Annotated in this window: 18 protein-coding genes; 1 reads left to right on the top strand and 17 read right to left on the bottom strand. The window is 56.5% G+C overall.

Annotation, left to right across the window (positions count from 1 at the left end; translation table 11 throughout):
- The first annotated feature begins 158 nt into the window (after positions 1–158).
- Positions 159–1,364 (top strand): gephyrin-like molybdotransferase Glp, encoded by a 1,206-nt coding sequence (gene glp / locus RO22_RS21205; RefSeq protein WP_041159343.1) that lies wholly within the window; start codon positions 159–161, stop codon positions 1,362–1,364.
- 18 nt (positions 1,365–1,382) lie between these two features.
- Here glp and RO22_RS21200 read toward each other — a convergent pair whose 3' ends face one another.
- The 17 genes from RO22_RS21200 to RO22_RS21120 all read right to left on the bottom strand — a co-directional run bounded on the left by RO22_RS21200 (position 1,383) and on the right by RO22_RS21120 (position 20,078).
- A complete protein-coding gene (locus RO22_RS21200) occupies positions 1,383–1,790 on the bottom strand; it encodes a hypothetical protein (protein ID WP_027957015.1) in 408 nt (135 codons plus the stop codon).
- A gap of 1 nt (position 1,791) precedes the next feature.
- Entirely contained in the window at positions 1,792–2,352 is a 561-nt protein-coding gene (locus RO22_RS21195) for a chemotaxis protein CheW (RefSeq protein ID WP_041159342.1), read from the bottom strand.
- On the bottom strand, positions 2,342–4,021 hold the full coding sequence (locus RO22_RS21190) for a diguanylate cyclase (protein ID WP_027957014.1): 1,680 nt from the start codon (positions 4,019–4,021) through the stop codon (positions 2,342–2,344). The genes RO22_RS21195 and RO22_RS21190 overlap by 11 nt, the downstream gene beginning before the upstream one ends.
- Before the next feature lie 69 nt (positions 4,022–4,090).
- On the bottom strand, positions 4,091–4,447 hold the full coding sequence (locus RO22_RS21185; protein ID WP_027957013.1) for a response regulator: 357 nt from the start codon (positions 4,445–4,447) through the stop codon (positions 4,091–4,093).
- A gap of 69 nt (positions 4,448–4,516) precedes the next feature.
- Complete coding sequence (locus RO22_RS21180) at positions 4,517–6,646, bottom strand: response regulator (protein ID WP_041159341.1); 2,130 nt, start codon at positions 6,644–6,646, stop codon at positions 4,517–4,519.
- A 2-nt stretch (positions 6,647–6,648) separates the two neighbouring features.
- On the bottom strand, positions 6,649–8,091 hold the full coding sequence (locus RO22_RS21175; protein ID WP_041159340.1) for a CheR family methyltransferase: 1,443 nt from the start codon (positions 8,089–8,091) through the stop codon (positions 6,649–6,651).
- Positions 8,088–9,155, bottom strand: a complete 1,068-nt coding sequence (gene cheB, locus RO22_RS21170; RefSeq protein WP_041159339.1) for a chemotaxis-specific protein-glutamate methyltransferase CheB — start codon at positions 9,153–9,155, stop codon at positions 8,088–8,090. The genes RO22_RS21175 and cheB overlap by 4 nt, the downstream gene beginning before the upstream one ends.
- A gap of 12 nt (positions 9,156–9,167) precedes the next feature.
- A complete protein-coding gene (locus tag RO22_RS21165; RefSeq protein ID WP_027957010.1) occupies positions 9,168–11,210 on the bottom strand; it encodes a methyl-accepting chemotaxis protein in 2,043 nt (680 codons plus the stop codon).
- A gap of 167 nt (positions 11,211–11,377) precedes the next feature.
- On the bottom strand, positions 11,378–12,544 hold the full coding sequence (locus RO22_RS21160; RefSeq protein ID WP_041159338.1) for a glutathionylspermidine synthase family protein: 1,167 nt from the start codon (positions 12,542–12,544) through the stop codon (positions 11,378–11,380).
- Between the two features lie 19 nt (positions 12,545–12,563).
- Positions 12,564–13,187, bottom strand: coding sequence for a DUF1190 domain-containing protein (locus RO22_RS21155; protein WP_027957008.1), 624 nt, complete (start codon positions 13,185–13,187; stop codon positions 12,564–12,566).
- A 23-nt stretch (positions 13,188–13,210) separates the two neighbouring features.
- Positions 13,211–13,624, bottom strand: coding sequence for a DUF350 domain-containing protein (locus RO22_RS21150; RefSeq protein ID WP_041159337.1), 414 nt, complete (start codon positions 13,622–13,624; stop codon positions 13,211–13,213).
- Positions 13,625–13,667: 43 nt separating this feature from the next.
- Entirely contained in the window at positions 13,668–14,390 is a 723-nt protein-coding gene (locus RO22_RS21145; RefSeq protein WP_041159336.1) for a DUF2491 family protein, read from the bottom strand.
- A 45-nt stretch (positions 14,391–14,435) separates the two neighbouring features.
- Positions 14,436–15,131 (bottom strand): PspA/IM30 family protein, encoded by a 696-nt coding sequence (locus tag RO22_RS21140; protein WP_035580781.1) that lies wholly within the window; start codon positions 15,129–15,131, stop codon positions 14,436–14,438.
- A gap of 69 nt (positions 15,132–15,200) precedes the next feature.
- Positions 15,201–15,659, bottom strand: coding sequence for a DUF2170 family protein (locus RO22_RS21135; RefSeq protein ID WP_235270540.1), 459 nt, complete (start codon positions 15,657–15,659; stop codon positions 15,201–15,203).
- Positions 15,660–15,817: 158 nt separating this feature from the next.
- On the bottom strand, positions 15,818–17,356 hold the full coding sequence (locus RO22_RS21130; RefSeq protein ID WP_041159335.1) for a malonate--CoA ligase: 1,539 nt from the start codon (positions 17,354–17,356) through the stop codon (positions 15,818–15,820).
- Complete coding sequence (locus tag RO22_RS21125) at positions 17,353–18,732, bottom strand: malonyl-CoA decarboxylase (protein WP_041159334.1); 1,380 nt, start codon at positions 18,730–18,732, stop codon at positions 17,353–17,355. Before RO22_RS21125 ends, RO22_RS21130 begins: the two co-directional genes overlap by 4 nt.
- An 11-nt stretch (positions 18,733–18,743) precedes the next feature.
- Positions 18,744–20,078 (bottom strand): TRAP transporter large permease, encoded by a 1,335-nt coding sequence (locus RO22_RS21120; protein WP_041159333.1) that lies wholly within the window; start codon positions 20,076–20,078, stop codon positions 18,744–18,746.
- Between the last annotated feature and the right edge of the window lies 1 nt (position 20,079).

Below are 20,079 nucleotides of genomic sequence, written 5' to 3'. Positions count from 1 at the left end.
GGCTGTTTCTGACCGTTGATCGTGGCATTCTATCTACATCGGTAATCTACTCGTTGGGGTTAACGACTCCGATTTTTCTGTTTTAGAGACGACTATGCCATCACTTCATAATACCCGGTTCATGCTCGCCAACCTGGTCATCCCTGGCCGAGGTCAGCATGAGTGACTTGCAGCCGATATCAGCCGCGCTTGAGGCGCTACTGGCAGACGTCAGCGTAATAGGCGTCGAGAGTGTTCCGCTGGAAGCCGCTGCCGGGCGTGTGTTGGCCCAAGCCGTCACCGCACAGCTGGATGTACCACCCTTCGATAATAGCGCGATGGATGGCTACGCCTTGCGCGCTGCTGATGCGGGGCAGTGGCTGCCGGTGAGTCAACGCATTGCCGCCGGCACACAGGCGAAAGCGCTTGCGCCAGGAAGCTGCGCACGTATTTTTACCGGCGGTGAGATTCCTCCCGGTGCCGACTGCGTGGTGATGCAGGAGCGCGTACAAGTTGACGGTGATCGTGCGCTGATGCCTGCGGATATTCCCGCAGGTGATAATGTCCGCCGCCAAGGGCGTGACGTGCGCCAGGGCAGCGTACTGTTAGACGCTGGTGAGCGGCTCGAAGCAGCGGCCCTTGGCCACTTGGCAGGTCAGGGGATTACTCAGGTCAGCGTGCGCCGGCGCCCCTGTGTGGCGCTGCTTTCGACGGGCGATGAGATTATTGATCCGGGTACGCCACTAAAGCCGGGGCAGCTTTACAACTCAAACCGGCCGATGCTTAGGCGCCTGTTAGAGAACTTTGGCGCCGAGGTGGTGAGTACCGTTAGTGTTCCGGATGACTATGCCCGCACTGTGGCACTGTTAACGGCCGCCGCTGCTGAGGCAGACCTGGTGGTCACCACTGGCGGCGTCAGCGTCGGCGAAGAGGATCATGTCAAAGCTGCGCTGGAAGCGATTGGCCAGCTCGATATGTGGAAGCTGGCGATCCGCCCCGGTAAGCCGCTGGCACTGGGTCGTTTGCCTCGCGATGACGGCAGCCAGGTGCGGTTTGTCGGTTTGCCAGGCAATCCGGTCTCGGGGTTTGTTGGTGCCTGGTTGTTTTTGCGTCCCTTACTGGGCGCAATGCTTGGTTGTCCAGCGCTAACATCGCTGCCAGCGGTGACCGCGAAAGCGGGGTTTGCTACCTTCACCGGCCCACGTGAGCACTATATGCGTGTAACGCTTGAGTTCACGCCAAGCGGGGTGACGGCGACGGCCTTTGAGGATCAGAATTCCGGGGTGCTTTCATCCTGTATTAACGCCGATGCTTTTGCAGTGATTCCGGCCAATAGCGACATAGCCGAGGGCGATGCCATTAGCTGTTTGTGGTTGGCTGGCTAAGAGCAGGGGCTGAGAAAGCTAAGGATTAAGCTTGCGGGCATCCAGTAGCAGTACTAGCTGTTGCTGGACGAAGGTTAACCCGCATAGCGCCGTGGAAAATCGGCGGGAAAGCAGCAGTTTAGGCAGCGGGTAGAGGGTGTTGGCAGGCAGTTGCTGAAGCGTTATGTCACCGCTCACGCCCAGTTGCCAAGTGCTGTTGTTGTCGCTGGCTGCTTGAGCGTCGCGTAGGGTGAGCCAGCGGTTAGGTGGGGAGCCATGGTCACCACCTTCATAAAGCAACGTTTGAGCATTGGCAGTGCGCGGTGCCGTGGGGTGATCGGTCATGGCCAGCACATGGCGCGCTTCCAAGGCGGTACGGTAAGGCCCTACGCAAAACAGCACCAAGGCAACCTGGGCCTGTTCATGATGGCCGCGATGCAAGGGCACTTTAACCGAGCCCCTGCTGGTAGGCGTCGAAGAGCGCCTCTGGGTCAAGCAGGGCAAGCGCTTCTTGCTCATCTATCTGCCATAGCGCGCTGACATAAGGGCGCAACGTGCCGGAAAGCGTCTCTGGCGGCGCTTGCAGCATACTTTGAGTGACCTCGCACACATCATCAAGCTGTTCAATACGCACACCGCTAGTAATCCCTGCCGCGCTCACTAACAGAATCATCCCCTTACTGTTACCTTCCGGTGCAGGTAAACCGAGTAGTCGATGCAGGCTAATGACGGACTCGATTGTGCCCCGCAGGTGCAGCACACCTTCGGTAGAGGAAGGCAGTCCCGGCACGTAATAGACGGGTTGGTCGCTGGATAGAATTTCACTCACCGCGCTGCCGGGTAGTGCAAAAGGCTGGCCGTTGAGCCGGAAGAGCACTAGCTGTTGGGTAGGCTCATCAATATCTACCACCGCCTCAGCATCGCCGTGTGCTGCTAATGCCTCGTCAAGGGTTTGGGTAGCGGGCGGCTGGTCATTTGCCTCGCCGTTGCGGGGAAATTCAGCGGTCATCGGCCAGCTCCGGCGATATCACTACCTGATTGCGACCTTGGTGTTTGGCGCGGTAGAGCGCTTGGTCGGCGCTTAAACGCAGCGGCTCGGTAGAAGGTTGTGCGGGGAAGCTGCTAATGCCTGCACTGAAGGTGCAGCGAAAGCGAACCTCACCGGTGTGAAAATCAATCAGTGCAAAATCCTCGCGCAGGCTATCGATCAATGTGGCGGCTTTCTCGGCATTAATGCCCTTTAGCAGCACAACAAACTCTTCTCCGCCGTAGCGGCCGATAATATCGGAGAGACGCAGGCGACTCTTTAATAGTCTTGCCAGGGTGATAATGACCTGGTCACCCGCCAAATGACCGTGGGTGTCGTTGACGTGCTTGAAGTGATCAATGTCGATCATCGCCATGGCGTGCTGGCTATTATCACGGTGCGCCTGAGCGAGGTTTTTATTGATCAGTTCAGTGGTGGTGCTGTGGTTATACAGCCCGGTCATGCTGTCGCGGGTCATTAATGAGCGCAGCAGACGCAGGCGTTCGGCGCGCAGTTGCACGGCAGAGACCAGCTCTTCGGGCTGAACGGGTTTGGTGAGAAAGGCTTCAACCCCCGCAGACATAGCGGATATCTGCTTTTGGCTGTCGGTTTCACTGGAGAGATAGATAATCGGTAGACCCAGGTGTTCCGGCTGCTGGCGAATAATCGATGCCAGCTCTTCCCCAGAACACACCGGCATATACACATCGACCAACAGTAAATCGGGGCTAAAGCGCTCCATTACCGTGAGCGCATCGGCGGGATGGTGAACCTGATGAGTCAGCATTCCGCTCTCTTCAAGCAACAGAGCGTGGTAAGCGGCTGCTTCGGGCTCATCATCCACCACTAGCACCTTGAGTGGCTCTTCTGCCGCCGGAGCGGTCAGTTCATCCACTGCCAGCATCAGATCCAGCGGTTTTACCGGTTTGGTAAAGTAGCCGCCGCAGCCTGCACGAACGGCACTCAGGCGCGAATGAAAGTCGCTGTGGGCCGACAAAACGATGGCAGGAAGCGGTTGGCCTGTCAGCTTGTTCAAGCTGGTCAGGGTTTCAGTGCCTGCCGTCTGGCCTTGGGGGAACTGCACATCCATGATGACCGCGTCAGGGCGACGAGTGAGCACAGCGTTAAAGAATGTGTCTGTATCGATAAACTGAACGACTTCGTGACCAAAGCAGCGTAGGTGATGGATTAATTGATCGACCTGCTCGGGCTCATCGTCGCACAGATAAATTAACCGCTGGCGCTTATTGCGCAGTGGCTCAACCTGGCTGGAAAGCTCGAAGCTGTTTACGGCCGCCAGCGCTTGCTGTTGACCCTGGTGGGAGCGCAGGTGCTGCTGCTCGTGACCCATCAGGAGAAGCAATTGACTGATAAACGTATCGATATCGGCGCGGGCGGGAGAGGTAGTGAGCGCCTCCTGCGCCTGATCCGCCAGCTGGGCAAGCCGCTCAAATCCCAGCGACCTCCCGGTTCCTTTCAAACTATGAAAGAAACGGTGCAGCTCTGGCGCGAGTCGCGCCTGTTCTTCGCTCGTCGTGCGACTCTGCTGCCACAGCTCGGCGGTTTGCGCTAAGCGGGACGGAAGCTGCTCAATAAAACGCTCACGCAGCTGGTTCAGCTTATCGTGCAGCGAAGGGGCGGGCTTAGACATCAAACTACCTACGTAAGTGAACGAAAGCGGCGATCCATTCCATCAGTGATCCATTCCCTCTAGCGATGGTTACTCATCAAGCGCCTGTTTTACTGCGGCTTCCAGGTTGGATGCCAGCTCGGCATCTTTACGCAAACAGGCATCCAGGCCTGGTGTTTGCTGAAGCGTTATGTCCGGCGTGTCTCCGGTGAGTAAAATAAACGGTAGGTGATTAGCCTGCTCGCGCAGCATCGCCAGCAGTGCTACCCCACTGATGAGGGGCATGTGCATATCGCTGATAATCAGCTTGATATCGCTGCGATTATCTAGCTGCTCAACGGCTTCCATCGCGTCAATGGCCAGCAGCGTCTCATGGCCCTGATGCTCAAGCAGTGCCGCCGTCATTTCCCCGGCAAGCGGATCGTCGTCTACGACCAGGATAGGCATTCCATGACCTCATGGTAGTTGTGTCTTTAATGGCTATGTCATTAACCGTCGTGTCAGTATCACTCGTGATTAACCCAGTAGGGCCTGGAGTGTCTCAACTAAATTGTTTTGGTCAAAGCTACCTTTGACGATATAAGCGTCAGCACCGACTTCAATACCGCGTCGCCGATCAGCCTCCTTTTCCCGCGAGGTGATAATAATAATTGGCCGATAACGATAAACCTCATTTTCGCGCAGTCGGGCAGTCAGCGCAAAGCCATCCATTACCGGCATTTCAACATCGGTAAGTACGGCATCAAACGGCTCTGCCAGTGCTTTGGCTAATCCGTCGCGACCATTTTCGGCCAGGGTAACGTGGTAGCCCCACGCTTCGAGTACATCTTTCTCTATTTCGCGGGTATTCAGTGAGTCGTCGACCACCAAAATGCGTTTCGCGAGAGCGGAGGATGCACGCTCTTCGTTAGCACGTTGGGCACTGTGTCGGGTGACTTCCAGTAAAGCGGGTACGTGGAGTAGGCTTACCAGCGCATTGCGTCCCATGGAAACCATGCCCGAGACCAGCGGTAAATAACGCAGATGTACGGGCAGTGGCTTGATGATCATATCGCGTTCATCAATCAGGGAGTCAATAATCAGAGCAAGCTTCTGGTGCCGCTGGTGGACGACCAGCAGTAGGGTGGTATCAGTACCGGACTCCGTCTCTGGTAGCTCAAGCAGTTGGGCTAGCGATACCACCGGCACAAATTCATTGCGTAAAATCAGCGTGCGCTGACCCGCAGCATCAATAAATGATTGTGATGAGCACTCTACCAACTCTGATACGTAAGGCGCCGTTACCCCTAGGTTGACGCCGCCGACGCTGACCAGCAGTACCCGCATCATCGCCAACGAGAGTGGCAGGCGCAGAGTAAAGCGGGTGCCGTTACCGCGTTCGCTGGCAAGCTGCAGGTCGCCGTTAAGCTCATCCACCACGGTGCGCTTGACCACATCCATGCCCACACCGCGGCCAGAAAAGTCGGTAATCATGCTCTTGGTAGAGAAGCCCGGCAGGAATATAAGCTCTAGCGTTTCCTGTTCGCTCAGTGCATGGAGCTGCTCTTCGCTCACCAACTGCTTGGCGAGCGCTTTTTGACGTACCGCTTCAAGCGAAATACCCGCGCCGTCGTCACGCATCTCTACCACCACCCAGCCAGCATCCTGCCAGGCTTCGATAATCAACTGCCCACGGGGAGGTTTACCCGCTACCTGGCGCTCGGCAGGCAGCTCTAAGCCGTGATCCAAGGCATTGCGCAGCAGGTGAATAAGCGGATCCGACAGGCGATCAATCATCTGGCGATCAAGTTCGATTTCGCTGCCTCGCACCCGGCAGTCGACCTGTTTGCCGAGTGACTGGGCCAATTCCCGGGACATATGCGCGAGTGGATCAAACACCACGCTTAGCGGCAGCATGCGCATTTGCAGTGCGCGGTCGTGTAGGTCGCTCATCAGCGAATCGTGGCTTAACACGCTATCTTTCAGCTCACGGTGAAAGGCGTGAAAAGGCCCCTGCTGTTCGGCAGGAGGTGTGATGCTTAGCTCACGGGCTTGGTCAACCAGGGTATGTAAATGATGATGGCCGGAAAGTACTTCGCCCATCAAACGAATAACATCGTCCAGTCGATCCAAGCGAACCCGCACAGTATCGCTGAGCCGCAGTTCGCTCTCCGCCACCAGCGCAGCGGAGGAAGGCGGTGTTGAGGAGGACGGTAGCGCAGGCACAGAGGATGGCGCCGCCTCAGCGGGAGTAATGGGCGGGGGTGGGGCCTGACCGAGGGCAGCCGCTTCCAGGGCGCTACATAGCGCCTCATCAGCCGCGGGTAGGTCGTTACCTGTCGCTCCTTCGGCGAGTCGACTGACTAAGTCAGAAAGACCGTCCACCGCCTGGCTGAGTAGGCTGGTCACCTTCGGCGTTGCGGTTAGGGTGCCGTCGCGCAGAGCGCTGAGCAGTTCTTCAGTGCTATGTGCCAGCGCCGTGATCGGCACCAGTTTAAGCATTCGCGACGAGCCTTTCAGCGTATGCGCTGCGCGGAACAGGTCGTTGATCTGTTCGCGATCAGCATGGCCCTGCTCCAGTGCGCTAATTCCTTCTCGTAAGCGGGGCAGGTGGTCGGCTGCCTCTTCCACAAATCGTTGTATAAAGCGGCGAATATCCAGCGCCATAATTAACCCACTCCCTGGGTGGTACTGGTTGATGCCAGTGTTAGGTTAACCGCGTCTAAATAACGTTCGGCTAGAAAGCGCGCATCGCCTGGCGGTAGTGGTGGGGTGATGGTGTCTAGCCCTCCATCAGAGGTGGGCGCAGTGGTCAGCAAACGAACCACCGCAGCATAGCGCTGCTTGCGCTGTAATGGCTTATCGGCCAGTTCGCCTTGGCGATAAAGTTCAGCTAAGTAGAAATGGGCCGGCCAACACTCCGGGGCGACGTAAATGGCCCGCTTAAAATGCTCGTAGGCGAGCTGGGGCCGCTGCTGCCAGCGGGCGACCAACCCGGCCAGCACCAGCGCATCGATCGACCACGGCTGTTGCTCAAGCAGCGCCTCAAGCAGCGTAGCGGCGTCGTCAAACGCATTTTGGTTGAGCAACCGATGGGCGGTGTGCAGTTGGTGGCTAATGCTGTCCGTTGGCTCTTTTTCCGTTGCATGCTGACGTGGCGCCTGGGGTGCCACGTCAGTGCAGTTGTCTAACGCTAGCTGTTTATTTGCGCTCTCAGCAACGCTAAGACTGTCTTCAGTAATACTGTCTTCAGCCATGTTGTCCATCGCAAGTAATGAGGGCTGAAGGGGCGTCTCTGGCACTATCGCGGGTTGCTCTGCATGGCGAAAGTAAAATACGCCCTGAGCTTCGGTCAATTCAAACACGCCGAGATCGTTACCCAGGGTTTCGGTGACGCCGCAGAGTAAAATGCCATTGGGGGCCAGCAACTGGCTAAGTTGCTGATGGATATGGCGCCGCGTCTGCTGGTCAAAGTAGATCGAGACATTGCGAAACAGAATTACATCAAAGGGGCCGACGGGGCTGTCTTCGTTGGCGTTTAACAGGTTAAACGGCCGAAAGGTTACCCATTGGCGCAGCGGTTCGTGAAGCTTGTAACGCCCCTTGTGGGGGCTGAAGTAACGCTTTTTGAAGGCGGGGGAGAGGGCGCGAAACGCCATACCGCCATAAACGGCCTGGCGTGCCTTGGCGAGAACCTGGTGATCCAGGTCGCCGCCGGTAAGAGTAAACAGCGCTTTGGCCCGCTCGCCAAAGCGCTCAAACAGCATCATCGCTACGCTATAGGGCTCCTCACCGGAAGAGCAGCCCGCGCTGAAGATAGAGAGCGGCGGCTGCTCTGTCGTTAGGCGTTGCGGTAAATAGGTGTTGACCAGCCAGTCCAGGGCGTCAGGTTCGCGAAAAAAATAGGTTTCGTTGACCGTTAACTGGCTGACAAATTGATCGAATAGCGCCGTGTCACAGCTTAATTGCTTGAGGAGCTGAGTGATGTCGGTTAGCCCCGTGGAGGCCTGTAAGCTGGCTACTGCTCGGAATAGCCGGGCTTCGGCCAAGCCATCTAGGTGTAAACCGCAGCGTTGATGCACCAGAGCTTTGAAGGGAGCAAACGCACTCATGCCAGAGGCTCCGGTCGGCTATCCATGCAGCCATGGACATCGCGTAGCAGTCGATCCGGAAGGCTATCGAGCGGTAATTCATACTGTATGACGCCTGCTTTGACGGCTTCCTGATTCATGCCATAAATCACCGAGCTGGCTTCATCTTGCGCGAAAGTGGTTCCGCCTGCGCGATGTATCGCTCGCATGCCATTCACTCCATCGCGGCCCATGCCGGTCAAAATAATACCAATCGCATCGCTGCCGTAGACCGCCGCGACACTTTGCAGCAGCACATCGCAACTGGGGTGGTACAGGGAGCATTCAGGACTGGGTTGAAGCTGGAAGCGGTGGCGGGAGGATACGCATAAATCACGCTCGGAAGGTGATAGGTAAATATGCCCAGGGCGTAGCCGTTCGCCCTCTTGGCCCACGCTAACCGGCATAGTGCAAAGGGATGCCAGCCATTGCGCCATGCCATCAATAAATCCATGACTGATGTGCTGGGCGATCACAATGGGGGCTGGAAACCCGCTGGGTAGCCTCCGCAGCACCCGCACTAAGGCTTGCGGGCCACCGGTTGAGCAGGCGATCGCGACCACGTGCTGGAAGTTACGCGGCACCCCCCGTGGCGTTACAGTAAACGTCGCTATTGGAGGAGTGGGGGGAGGTGCTAAGCCGCGTCGACGTAGACGAGTGATGACTGCCACGCCGGAAAGCAGGCGTACACGCTCCAGCAAGCGTTCGGCATCGGCTCCTTCCAGAGTGGGTTTAGGCATGACCTCCAACGCGCCTACCTCAAGGGCTTGATAAGCCGTTTGCGCATCGGAGCGGTCGCTGACTACCAGAATGGGCACTCCTTTGCTGTACATGATCTCTTCGATCGCGGACAAGCCGTCCATCACCGGCATGTTGAGATCCATGGTGATCAGCTGCGGCGCAAGGCGCTTGGCCAGTTCCACCGCTTCGCGACCATTAGTGGCTTCCCCCACGATCTCAATATCATCGTCCCGGCTGAGGATATCGCGTAGCACGTCGCGGGCTACTTGGCTGTCGTCGGCAATGACTACCCGAATTACACTCATCCGGTATCCTTATCAGCGATTTTTATTTGTTAGGGTGAACTCCTGCACCAGCGCGTTAAGCTCAGCCGACATATGGATCATGTCCTGGCTAATATCGGTAATACTGCGCACTGAGTGTGCGTTGCGAGAACTGGCCGTATCGATATCGCGTAGGGCCATCACCACCTGGCTGCTGGCGGTTTTTTGCTGCTGTGTGGAGAGCGATATCTGCTGGGCCGCGCTGCTGGTTTGACTCGCTGCCTTGAGCAGCGCCTCCAGATCCTGGGCGGTACTCATGCTTGCCTCAACGCCCTGCTCGATTGAGGAGGCACCTTTTTCAGAGGCCACCACCAAGCGATTAATCGCCGTCTGAATATCATCGGTATGCGCTTCAATCTCTTGGGTTGAGTCGGTCACGCTGTCAGCCAAGCGGCGTATCTCACTGGCGACAACCGAAAAGCGGCGGCCCGATTCCCCTGCGCTTGAAGCTTCCAAGGCGGCATTAAAAGCGATCAGCTTGGTCTGAGCGGCCAGGGTGTTGATCAGCTCCATAACCTTGTTGATCTGTTTGGATTTCGCCCCCAGCGTCATGATCTCTGTCAGGCTCTGTTCGCTGTCGCTACGGATATCCTGCATTTTTGACTGTAGCAGCTGCATGGCCGAACTGCCTTTCCGGCTGCGCTCCAGCGTCTGATTGGCAACGTCGACCACCGACTGAGAGTGATCGGCAATTTGGGTTGATGAGGTAGAGAGTTCTTCCATGGTGGAAGTTATTTCCGCTACCGAAGAGGCCATTTCCTCGACCGCTGCGGCCATGGTTTGGCTTGCTTCATGATCGATATCGCTACCGTGCACACCGGAAAGCCCGGCGGTTTTCGCCAGCCGGTCAGCGACTTGCGTTAGTGCCTGAGCGTTTTTGGCCACTGCCGCAATAGCGCGGGAGAGGCGCTCAAGGAGCTCGTTGGTTTGGTTGGCTAAGTCGCCAAGTTCGGCTTTGTCATCGGTGCTGACCCGCCGCGAAAGATCCAGGCTGTAGGTGATGTCTTTCAACTGGCGCTGGAAATCAATCAGCGGGCGGATGAGGCTGCCAGTCAGCGGGTAGAGTACCAGCAGCCCAACGAGCAGAATGAGCAGCCCTATACCGCTGGACTCCAGGAAGCGCTCGTGGGTGGACGCCAGGTACGCCTTTTTATCGACTTCCACCATTAGGTAGCGCTGCAGCTCGGGGAGCCAGATCGTGCTGACCAACACTTCTTGACCGTCACGGGTCGCTTCATGCACCTGTAGCTGCTCGTTTTGCAGCAAACGCTGCGACGCTTGCTCTGGTAAGGCCTCGGTGGCTGTTGCGACAGTAGGAGCTGATTCATCACTACGCTTGGCTTCGCCGCTGCGAACAAGCAGCTCACCCTCGGCGCTGAGCAGCGAAGCGTGTCCGCTACCGCCTAAGCGAAAGTCATCAATCAAACTGGCCATTTGGGAGAGATCAAGCCCCGCACCGGCCACGACCAGCGGTCGACCGTTGGCGGCATTTACCGTGCTGCGATAATTGACGTACACAAAGGCATCGTCGGGTGAGAAGGTGTCGCTATCTAAATTTAGCTCGTAAGCGTTGTCGCTGTCAGTAAAGTGGTAGTACCAGTCATCTTCGCTGCCGGGGGGCTGGATAATGCGCTGCAGAAATTCACCGTTGCGCAGTTGGAAATAGTAGCCCCGACCCTGGTGTTGAGCGGCGATAAACAGCAGCTCGGTGTCTAACTGCTCCATAAGACGCGCTAGATACGCCGCAATGTCGTTTTGTCGCTCTTCCGGTAGGCCTTCGCGAACCCACTGCTCAATAAAGTAGCTATTGGCCAAGCTTTCGGAAATGGCAAGATCCTGGCTAAGGCTGAGGTTTATATGCGCTGCCAGCCCTTTGACCTGTGCCGGTAGCTCTTGATTAAGCAGGTTATCCAGCCGCGCTTGGCTGTGTGAACGTGCTTGAAGATAGAGCGCCAAAAGCATCGCGAATGCTAAGACTGTCCCAAAAGAGAGAAATAGACGAAGCCGTAAAGGTAGGGATTTCCAGCGCGCCATCATGTTCGCCGTTGCTCCAAAGTAAACGGTGGCCCTAACGGCGCTGCTCAATAGCGCTCAGGGTTAGAAGTAGAGTGATACTTACCACTCTACTTAGGGTAGTGGCAACGATTTCAGCTTTTTTTGTGAGGACTGGCTAGCCTGTCATAAGTGTATTTTGGTACTTGCGCTTACACGATCGCGTGGGGCACAAAGCAGGAGGAGTCTTTGGTGATGCGACCAACGTCTTCACGAATGCCCATGCCGCAGGCACGGTCGCCCACTACCCAGCTGCCAATTAAGGCGTGGTTATTACCAAAGCACGGCATCGGGTGGTAGGCCTGACGAATCCATGGGCTGTCGGTATAGGGGCCGTCCACGGCCTCCCGCTGGCCAGTTGGAGTGATCAGCTCCACATTGCTGCCTTCCCGGGAGAAGAACGGTTTACGCACCCAGCCCGCAGGCAGTGGGGGGCTGTTGGCATCCTCAAAAAACGCTGGTAACAGATTGGGGTGGCCCTTAAAGTGCTCCCATAAAAGGGGCAGAATCCCCTTGTTGGAGAGAATGGCTTTCCAGGGCGGCTCAAACCAGTGGGTGTTTAGCTGCGGGATATATTCGCCAAACGCATCGTCGGCCATCTCTTCCCAGGGGTAGAGTTTGAACAGGGCGTGGATAGGCTGGTCATCAAGGTCAACAAAGTGTTCCGTCCCTGGGCGTAGACCAATATCTTCGGTGAAGATAAAGGGCGCATTGAGGCCTGCCTGCACCGCCACGTCTTGTAAATAATGCACGGTGGCGCGCTCTTCGGCATTATCTTTGATACAGGAGAAGTAGAGCGTACGCGCTTCAATGCGATCGCCAAGGTGCGCCATAGCATTGATCAAGCGCTCTTGAATCGAGTTGTACTGATCCGCATGGCGCGGCAGGATGCCTTGTTGGATAGCTTGCTCAAGCCACACCCACTGAAAGAAGCCTGCTTCGTAGAGTGAGGTAGGGGTGTCGTAGTTGAGTTCCAGCAGTTTCGCCGGGCCATCGCCTGAATAGGCAAAATCCATCCGCCCGTAGAGGTGCGGTTGGCCCGACTTCCAGGAATTATGGATGCTGTCCCACATGTGTTCAGGCAACGCCAGACGCTGCATAAGCGCATTGGAGTGGCAAACCTTGTCCACCAGCTCCATGCACATCTCATGCACTTCCTCGGTAGGCGCTTCGATATCTCGCTCTACCTGCTCTAGGCTGAACTGGTAGTAGGCATCCTCTTTCCAGTAAGGCTCCCCGTCGATGGTATGAAAATGAAAGCCCAGCTCGTGGGCCAGGGCTTTCCACTCTTTCCTTTCAGGGATATCGATTCGCAGCATAGTAATGTTTGCCTGGGGGTTATGAGCCCCAGCCGCCGCGGGCAGAAGAGCGTGAGCCAAAGCCTCGGCGCTGAGACGCGGCTTGGCGGTTCTGAGCCACTGAGCTACGCATGGCATCGTTACGCTGAGTGACGCGCTGAGTCGCCTGGCTAGAGGCCGTGTTCCAGTTGCCCTGGTTCTGGCGATTGCGGTACACCGGCTCCTGATACACCCGCTCGAAGGAGCGTCCACGATTGGTGTTGGACATCATGCTGCCGACCATATAACCCATCATGGCAGGCATGAACCAGCTGCCGCCGGTGCTACCCGTAGCCGCTTGAGACTGCTCTTCGGTCGGCGCGGTACAAGCGCCTTCACCATTCTCCGCTTCGCACTCCTCCAGGGTGCTATAGCGTGGCACCTCTTTTAATGAGGCTTCGTAAGCATCTTCACAGGCGCTACGGGTATAGACATTCTCCGCAACACAATCCTCAACGCTTTGAAAGCTGCGCGGCTGGTCGAACTCTATATCGGTGATTTGCTCTTCCTGGGGCGGTTGGCCACAGGCGGTAAGGCCAAAGGCGCTGGCGCCCATCATTGCCAGTGACAAGCGCCCGCTGCGCTTGCGGCGCGGCAAATGAGGGGTACTATCGTGTTTTGACATGCAGGCTCTCCTTTACCACGTCGTTACCAAGTCATCGAAGCGGCGTTGAGTAAGCCGACTGCCACGGCCACGCTGGCCATTAAAATGCCGTAGGCCTGGTGGCCTTCGGTAATGTGCTGAGACAGGCTTTCGCCCTGCTTGCGCAGAAACAACTTAACGCCAAAGAAGGTGGCCAGTTGAACGATAAAGGCGACAATGCCCCAGAGCACAAAATCGATGAAGCTAATGGAGTTTGCCATCGCGCTGTACAGCGGAATGGTGAAGCCTAAAATGGAGCCGCCATAGGCAGAAGCAGCGGCCGCATTACCTTCGCGAATCAGCGTCCACTCGTGGTGCGGGGTAATCCGGCTGTAGCAGTACATAAAGGCGGCGAGCAGTACAATCGCCGTGACTAGATAGGCGATAAATGATGGCAGGCCGTAGAGGTAATTCACCATGGTGGTTGCTTCCTTTTCAGTAGCTTAAAAATAGACTTGCGGGTCAAACAGCGTCGATATCGACGGAGGCCACATCTACCCCCACGTTGTGCACCACCATAAAGCTGCCTTCGCCATCGCTTTCTGCGCTCAGCAGTAAGTACTCCATACGCTCAGCGCCTTCGATGGTACGCTCATAGAGCATGGCATGGTGGGTCACATGGCGCGCCGACACGCTCTCGGTGGTCATTACCTGCTCTTCGAAAACCACCGGCGGCGACCACAGGCTGTCATCATTCCCCCACACTCGCTGATAGGTGCAACTGCGCGCCTCCTCAGTGGTTGAGGTGAGCGCGATGGTTTGGGCGCCGATGCTGTCGGGCTGTTTATCTTCACCGTTTATCAAATGATCAAATTCGGCATCCGAGAGATGGGCAACACGGTAAAAGTCGAACAGCTTATATTCAAGCACCTGACCGTTCTCAATATTGGCCTGCAGCCAGGTGTCGTTATCCAGATAGAAGCGCACCAGGTACGCTCCTTGGCCAAGATCGACGTGCCCCACGGCAGCTATATGATGGTAGGCATCGTCGTTCCAGCGAAACAGCGCATCGGGGTGGGCGCGCAGGCCGATCAGCTTAATATTGACGCGCCCATCCAGGCGTAGGTCCTCAAGGTCTTCTTGGCTGATACTCATAGGCAGGCCAGCGGCCACCGGGCGGCCTTCGTTAGGCTCGTGTGGCTTCTCCGTCGTAGCGCGAAAAAGTGCCTTGAGGGTGTTAAACATGGCCTGGCTCCCTAATAAATTTAAACGCTGACTTGCTCTTAACGCTTATTCCTGTGCGGCGTTTTTCTTCGCTTTCAGGCGCGCTAACACGTCGTCTGCTTTGCGATTCTGGCCACCCACACCGGCTGCTTTCAAGCGGGCTTCCAGCGAGCTGCCGCTCTCTTCTGCGGCCATATCGTCAGCAGCCTGCATTTGCGCTGAGTTAAGCTGTTGGCGCTCTTTAATGCGCTCCAGGGATTCCATGGCGCTGCTCATGGCGCTGTTCTGACCCGAGTGGCGAGCGGCCACGGCGGATTGGGCTTTCTGCGCCGACTCGGTGGCTTTGACCACGCTCACTTGTTGCTTGAGTTGGCGAAGCTGGTTGTCGGTACCGCGAATAGCGCCGCGCAGTTTTTCGATGCTGGCGTCGTACTCGCTAATAATGGCACGTTCCGCCTCCAGGTCATCCTGTAGCGCCACCATGCGCTCGGCGACTTCCACGGCCAGCGCTTCCTCGCCTTTATCCAAAGCGGCTTCAGCGCTTTTTTCCAGCTCGGCAATTTTGCTTTCCAGCGTGTCGGCTTTATTGCTGTTCAACTGGCGCTGGCCCATCAGGCGGGTAAGCTCAGTTTTAGACTGGCTCAGGCTATTTTCTGAGTCGCGGATTTCCTGGTCTAAAATGCGCAGCGCCTGGGAGTCCACCACCGCTTGACCGGTTTCATTTGCTTTGCCACGTAGCGCCGTCATGATTTTGCTTAACATAAGAAATTTCTCTTAAAAAAAGGACTGTAAAGTGCCACTGTGCAAGTGACATTGACCAATTAACTAACGTTAGGCGAAATGGGTCTGAATCAGTTCGGCAACATCCATGGCCGCACTGGCCGTGGCGTGGAGCTCGGCGCAAATTGATTCAAGTTTTGAGTCGCCAAACAATTGCCCGTAAGCCACATAGAAGTCGTGACCGTCGATCTCGACAATCCCCACGGAGGCCAGCGGTAACGCAATGCCCTGGCGCAGCAGTACTTCGTTGAGCTCAGCGGTGTTTTTAACGCTCTCCACGGCAACGATAGGCGCCATGGCGACCCACTCATTTTCGCTGCGCGACAGGGTAATCGGCAAGTTGCCGTAATCGTTAAGCTCCCAGATCAGGGTCTGATTCGTCTCATCCAGGCTGATAGTGCCCTCAGGCCACTCAAGGGGCGCATCTCCAGCGCTGTTGTGCGCTGGCTGACTGACTAACTTATATAGCTCGGTGGCGGTGATGCCGTTGGTAACGGTAGGCGTAGTCAAGGCAATCTGCTCCATCGTTTGTTAAGTGACCTTACCTTAACATTTAGTAGAGCAAATGGTTCCTTTTCGCAAAAAAACGCCCCGCCTCTTTGCCGTATCGTTCCGGGCTAAAGAGTTGGGGCAAACGTTCAGGGATGGGTAAACCTTAGGAGTCGCGACTAAGGGGTTTGGTAGGTGTCGTTGAACCGCTTGCGCAGTTCATTTTTCTGTACTTTGCCCATCGTATTGCGGGGCAGTTCATCGACAAAGAAGACCCGCTTGGGCTGCTTATACTTAGCGAGCCGACCATCTAAATGGGTGATTACTTCCTCCTCTTCAAGCTGGTTTTCTCCAAGATCAGCGCCTTGCTGGCGTACGACCACGGCGGTCACGCCCTCGCCAAAGTCGGGATGCGGCAGGCCGATTACCGCGGATTCGGCGACTTGATCGAGCTCGTCGATCACCTGCTCTACCTCTTTGGGGTAGACGTTATAGCCGCCGGAAATCACCAGGTCTTTGTCGCGGCCAACAATATGTACATAGCCCTGATCGTCGACCATGGCTAGATCGCCGGTAATGAAAAAGCCGTCGTCTAACAGCTCCTCACGGGTTTTTTCAGGCATCCGCCAGTAGCCGATAAACACATTCGGGCCGCGGATCTGCAGCATGCCAATTTCGCCAAACGGCACCTCATCGCCGCTTTCTCGGTTGGTAATGCGCATCTCCACGCCGGGTAGCGGCATTCCCACAGTGCCTGCTCGGCGGGCGCCGTCATAGGGGTTGGAGAGGTTCATATTGGTTTCGGTCATACCGTAGCGCTCAAGAATCGCATGGCCCGTTTTGGCTTCAAACGCCTCATGGGTCTCGGCGGTGAGCGGAGCAGAGCCGGAAACGAACAGCCGCATGTTGGCAGTCGCTTCTGGGGTCAGTCGTTCGTCCTGAACCAAGCGCGTATAGAAGGTAGGAACGCCCATCATCACAGTGCCACGGGGCAACTCTTCAAAAATGACATCGGAATCGAACTTAGGCAGGAAGAGCATGCTGGCGCCCGCTATCAAGGTGACGTTGCAGGCGACGAATAAGCCGTGGGTGTGGAAAATCGGCAGTGCATGGATCAGCCGATCATCAGCGCTGAAATGCCACGCTTTGGCCAGGGTCTCGGCATTAGAGGCGAGGTTTTTGTGCGTTAGCATGGCGCCTTTGGAGCGCCCGGTGGTACCCGAGGTGTAAAGAATAGCGGCCAGGTCGCGTTCGCCAAGTGCCACGATGTCCTCTCTTGGGGCTGCCGCTTGGGCGGTTTTCATCAGGCTGCCATCGGCGGCGCTGCCCAGGGTGACCACCGCCGGACAGCCAGTCTCAGTAGCAAGTGACCGCGCTTGCTCTTCTATTTTGGGGCGACAAACAAACAGCGCCGGCTCTGCGTCATTTAAAAAGTAGCGAATCTCATCGCCGGTATAGCCCGTATTGAGGGGCAGATAGACGCCACCGATGCGCAGGCAGGCCAGGTAAAGCAAAATAGCTTCAGGGCTTTTATCTACCTGCACGGCAACGCGGTCGCCTTGCTTAACGCCTAACTCGGTTAGCGCTCCGGCAAGCTGCGCACTGATGGTCAGCGCATCGGTATAGCTATAGCGGCGGCCATCGCGGGTAGTAATAAAATCGGCCTCTGCGCGCTCACGCATTTTGGCCGCAAAGGTTTCAAATAGGTTGTGGCTCATTTGGTGGTCTCTCCCTTGGCCAGCTTGCGGGCGCGTTTGGCGAGGTCACGCACCTCACTTGAGCAAGCAACGGTCGCCTTGGCGGTATAGTTTTCGTGGTTGCGTTCGATATCGTCCAGCACATAGAGGTAGTTGACCATCAGTCCCGCGGCCTGTTTAAAGCCCTTCTCAGAGATATCGCCCAGCCAGTTAATGCGATGAAGTTCGGCGCCGTTGCCGAGGTGAAAGCGGGCCACCGGGTTGAGCGGCAGGCCGTGACGGTTCTTCTCTTCAATCAGGTAACGGGCGGCCAGTGGGCGAATGGCGGCTTTGAGCTGCTCTTCGCGGGTTTTGTTCTGATGCCACCCCGGTGTTTCAAGCCCTTTGAGTGATTGACGCAGCGACGCGGGAAGCTGCTCATCATCACGCTGCTCCTGAAGCCACTGGGCGAAGCCAGGCACCGGCGAGAGGGTGACAAAGTATTTAAGCTGCGGTAGCTCCTGGGAGAGCTCTTGCACCACCTGTTTGATCAAAAAGTTACCGAAGGAGATGCCGCGTAGGCCGGTCTGGCAGTTGCTAATGCCGAAGAACGCTGCGGTATCGGCATCCTCGGGCTCATCGATGGCTTTTCGATTTCCAGAGCTATTTCCAGAACTTTCGCCCGATAAGATCGGTTGGATACGGCTTGGCAGACCCTTGTGCAGGGCGACTTCGACAAAGATCAGCGGCTCGTCGCCAATCGCCGGGTGGAAAAAGGCGAAGCAGCGCCGATCGCGTGCATCCAGCCGTCGGCGCAGGTCGTCCCAGTCTTGAATTTCGTGTACTGCCTCGTAGCGAATGATTTTCTCTAAAATCGACGCGGGGGTGTTCCAGTCAATGCGCTTGAGCATCAAAAAGCCGCGATTGAACCAGGAGCCAAACAGGTGAGCAAAGTCGTCGTCGATGGCCGCCAGTTCCGGCTGTTCGCGCAGCAGCGCCAGCAGATCCTCACGCATTTTAACCAGCTCATAAGTACCGTCGCTGGCCAGGTTTAAGCGCCGGAAAAGCTCTTGGCGCCGCGGCTCGCAGGCTTCAAACAGGCGCTGTAGCGATTGGTTATCGCGCACTTCTTGATACGCCAGATAGGCTGCATCAATGGGACCGGGTTCAGCAGCAAAGTCCGTCGTTAAACGGGCAAAAAAGCTACTTTTCTCAACCGGTGAAAGGCGCTGATAGATCGCCAACGCGCGGCTTGCCAGCGCAATACTTGAAGCTTCGCCATCACTTTCCAGCAGCTTCTGGCAGGCTTTGACCAACTGCCCATGGTCGGGCGTTGACGTTTCGTGTTGGCGGCGGCGCAACAGGGCATCACGTTGGGTGATGTTGTTGAACAGCTCCTGCAAAAACAGCATGTTCATGGTCGAACTCCTTAACCCATGATCAAGTTAGGTAGCCAAAGCGCGATGCCTGGGAAAAGACACAGCAGCAAGATACCCAGCACCATGCACAGCGCGTAGGGCAAGCTCCCCATCAGAATATCGCGCAGCGAAATATCCGGCGCGATGCCTTTAATAATGAACAGGTTGAGGCCCACCGGTGGGGTAATCAGGCCGATCTCCAGGTTGATGGTCAAAATCACCGCAAACCAGTAAGGGTCGAAGTTAGCCGCCAGGATAATGGGTAACAGAATCGGCGCGGTCATCACGATCACGGCCACGGGAGGCAGGAAAAAACCCCCCACCAGCAGAAAGAGGTTAATGACCCCCATCAGTGCCCAGCGGTTGATCTCAAGATCAGCAATCGCGGCGGCCACAGTTTGGGTGATAAACATGGAGGAGAGCGCGTAGGCGAACACTTCGGCGGTGGCGATCACCAGCATGATCATCACGCTTTCACGCAGCGAGTCGCGCATGATCAGTTTGATCGGCCCCAGCTGCCACATGCGGTAGATCAGAATAGCCAGCGCCAAACACAAAAATGCGCCTACACCTGCTGCTTCTGAAGGTGTTGCCACCCCGCCATACAAGGCAAACAGGATACCCGCGACCACACCCAGGAAAGGTAGAACGCGCACTAGCGCTTTCAGGTTGGTATCAACATTCTGCTTAACGTTCTGTTTTAGCCGTTCGACGGACTCAGCCATGGGGTTGTTATAGCCACCGGCCATCTTGCAGGCGATCATCGTCCAGATCATAAACAGCCCCGCAAGCATAAAGCCTGGCACCACCCCGGCAATAAACAGCCGACCAATGGAGGTTTCGGTGGAAATGCCGTAGATAATCATGGTGACCGACGGTGGAATTAGAATGCCCAAGGTGCCGCCCGCGGCAATACAGCCCGCCGCCACGCCATCCGGGTAGCCGCGCATGCGCATTTCGGGAATGCCCATTTTACCAATCGCCGCACAGGTGGCCGGTGACGAACCCGAGAGCGCAGCAAAGATAGAGCAAGCGCCGATGTTGGAAACTGCCAAGCCGCCGGGCAGCTTACCCATCCATAAGTCCAGCGAGCGATAAAGATCACGCCCGGTGGGGGAGGAGGCCACCGCGGCCCCCATCAGAATAAACATTGGAATGGCGACAAAACCAAACTCGGCGATGCGGTCAAAAAAGGTTTCACCGAAGTAGGTGAGCTCGGAAAGGCCGCGATCATAGAGCAACGCCAGCAGCGATACACCGCCCAGGGCAAAAGCGATAGGGGTGCCAATGGCCATCAGCGCAATCAGCGCGATGGCGACAATAATGCCTAACGTAATGGGATCCATG

The sequence above is a fragment of the Halomonas sp. KHS3 genome, from assembly GCF_000830495.1.
Taxonomy (GTDB): domain Bacteria; phylum Pseudomonadota; class Gammaproteobacteria; order Pseudomonadales; family Halomonadaceae; genus Vreelandella; species Vreelandella titanicae.
The sequence above is the reverse complement of the archived record's forward strand: the minus strand, read 5'-3'. Positions and strand labels throughout refer to the sequence as shown.

What these genes read in the sequence shown, in the direction of transcription:
- RO22_RS21175 (WP_041159340.1), bottom strand. Translation starts at nt 8,091, where the DNA reads ATGAGTGCGTTTGCTCCCTTCAAAGCTCTGGTGCATCAACGCTGCGGT.
- RO22_RS21180 (WP_041159341.1), bottom strand. Translation starts at nt 6,646, where the DNA reads ATGGCGCTGGATATTCGCCGCTTTATACAACGATTTGTGGAAGAGGCA.
- RO22_RS21165 (WP_027957010.1), bottom strand. Translation starts at nt 11,210, where the DNA reads ATGATGGCGCGCTGGAAATCCCTACCTTTACGGCTTCGTCTATTTCTC.
- RO22_RS21140 (WP_035580781.1), bottom strand. Translation starts at nt 15,131, where the DNA reads ATGTTAAGCAAAATCATGACGGCGCTACGTGGCAAAGCAAATGAAACC.
- RO22_RS21195 (WP_041159342.1), bottom strand. Translation starts at nt 2,352, where the DNA reads ATGACCGCTGAATTTCCCCGCAACGGCGAGGCAAATGACCAGCCGCCC.
- RO22_RS21160 (WP_041159338.1), bottom strand. Translation starts at nt 12,544, where the DNA reads ATGCTGCGAATCGATATCCCTGAAAGGAAAGAGTGGAAAGCCCTGGCC.
- RO22_RS21120 (WP_041159333.1), bottom strand. Translation starts at nt 20,078, where the DNA reads ATGGATCCCATTACGTTAGGCATTATTGTCGCCATCGCGCTGATTGCG.
- RO22_RS21185 (WP_027957013.1), bottom strand. Translation starts at nt 4,447, where the DNA reads ATGCCTATCCTGGTCGTAGACGACGATCCGCTTGCCGGGGAAATGACG.
- RO22_RS21125 (WP_041159334.1), bottom strand. Translation starts at nt 18,732, where the DNA reads ATGAACATGCTGTTTTTGCAGGAGCTGTTCAACAACATCACCCAACGT.
- glp (WP_041159343.1), top strand. Translation starts at nt 159, where the DNA reads ATGAGTGACTTGCAGCCGATATCAGCCGCGCTTGAGGCGCTACTGGCA.
- RO22_RS21145 (WP_041159336.1), bottom strand. Translation starts at nt 14,390, where the DNA reads ATGTTTAACACCCTCAAGGCACTTTTTCGCGCTACGACGGAGAAGCCA.
- RO22_RS21130 (WP_041159335.1), bottom strand. Translation starts at nt 17,356, where the DNA reads ATGAGCCACAACCTATTTGAAACCTTTGCGGCCAAAATGCGTGAGCGC.
- RO22_RS21190 (WP_027957014.1), bottom strand. Translation starts at nt 4,021, where the DNA reads ATGTCTAAGCCCGCCCCTTCGCTGCACGATAAGCTGAACCAGCTGCGT.
- RO22_RS21155 (WP_027957008.1), bottom strand. Translation starts at nt 13,187, where the DNA reads ATGTCAAAACACGATAGTACCCCTCATTTGCCGCGCCGCAAGCGCAGC.
- cheB (WP_041159339.1), bottom strand. Translation starts at nt 9,155, where the DNA reads ATGAGTGTAATTCGGGTAGTCATTGCCGACGACAGCCAAGTAGCCCGC.
- RO22_RS21150 (WP_041159337.1), bottom strand. Translation starts at nt 13,624, where the DNA reads ATGGTGAATTACCTCTACGGCCTGCCATCATTTATCGCCTATCTAGTC.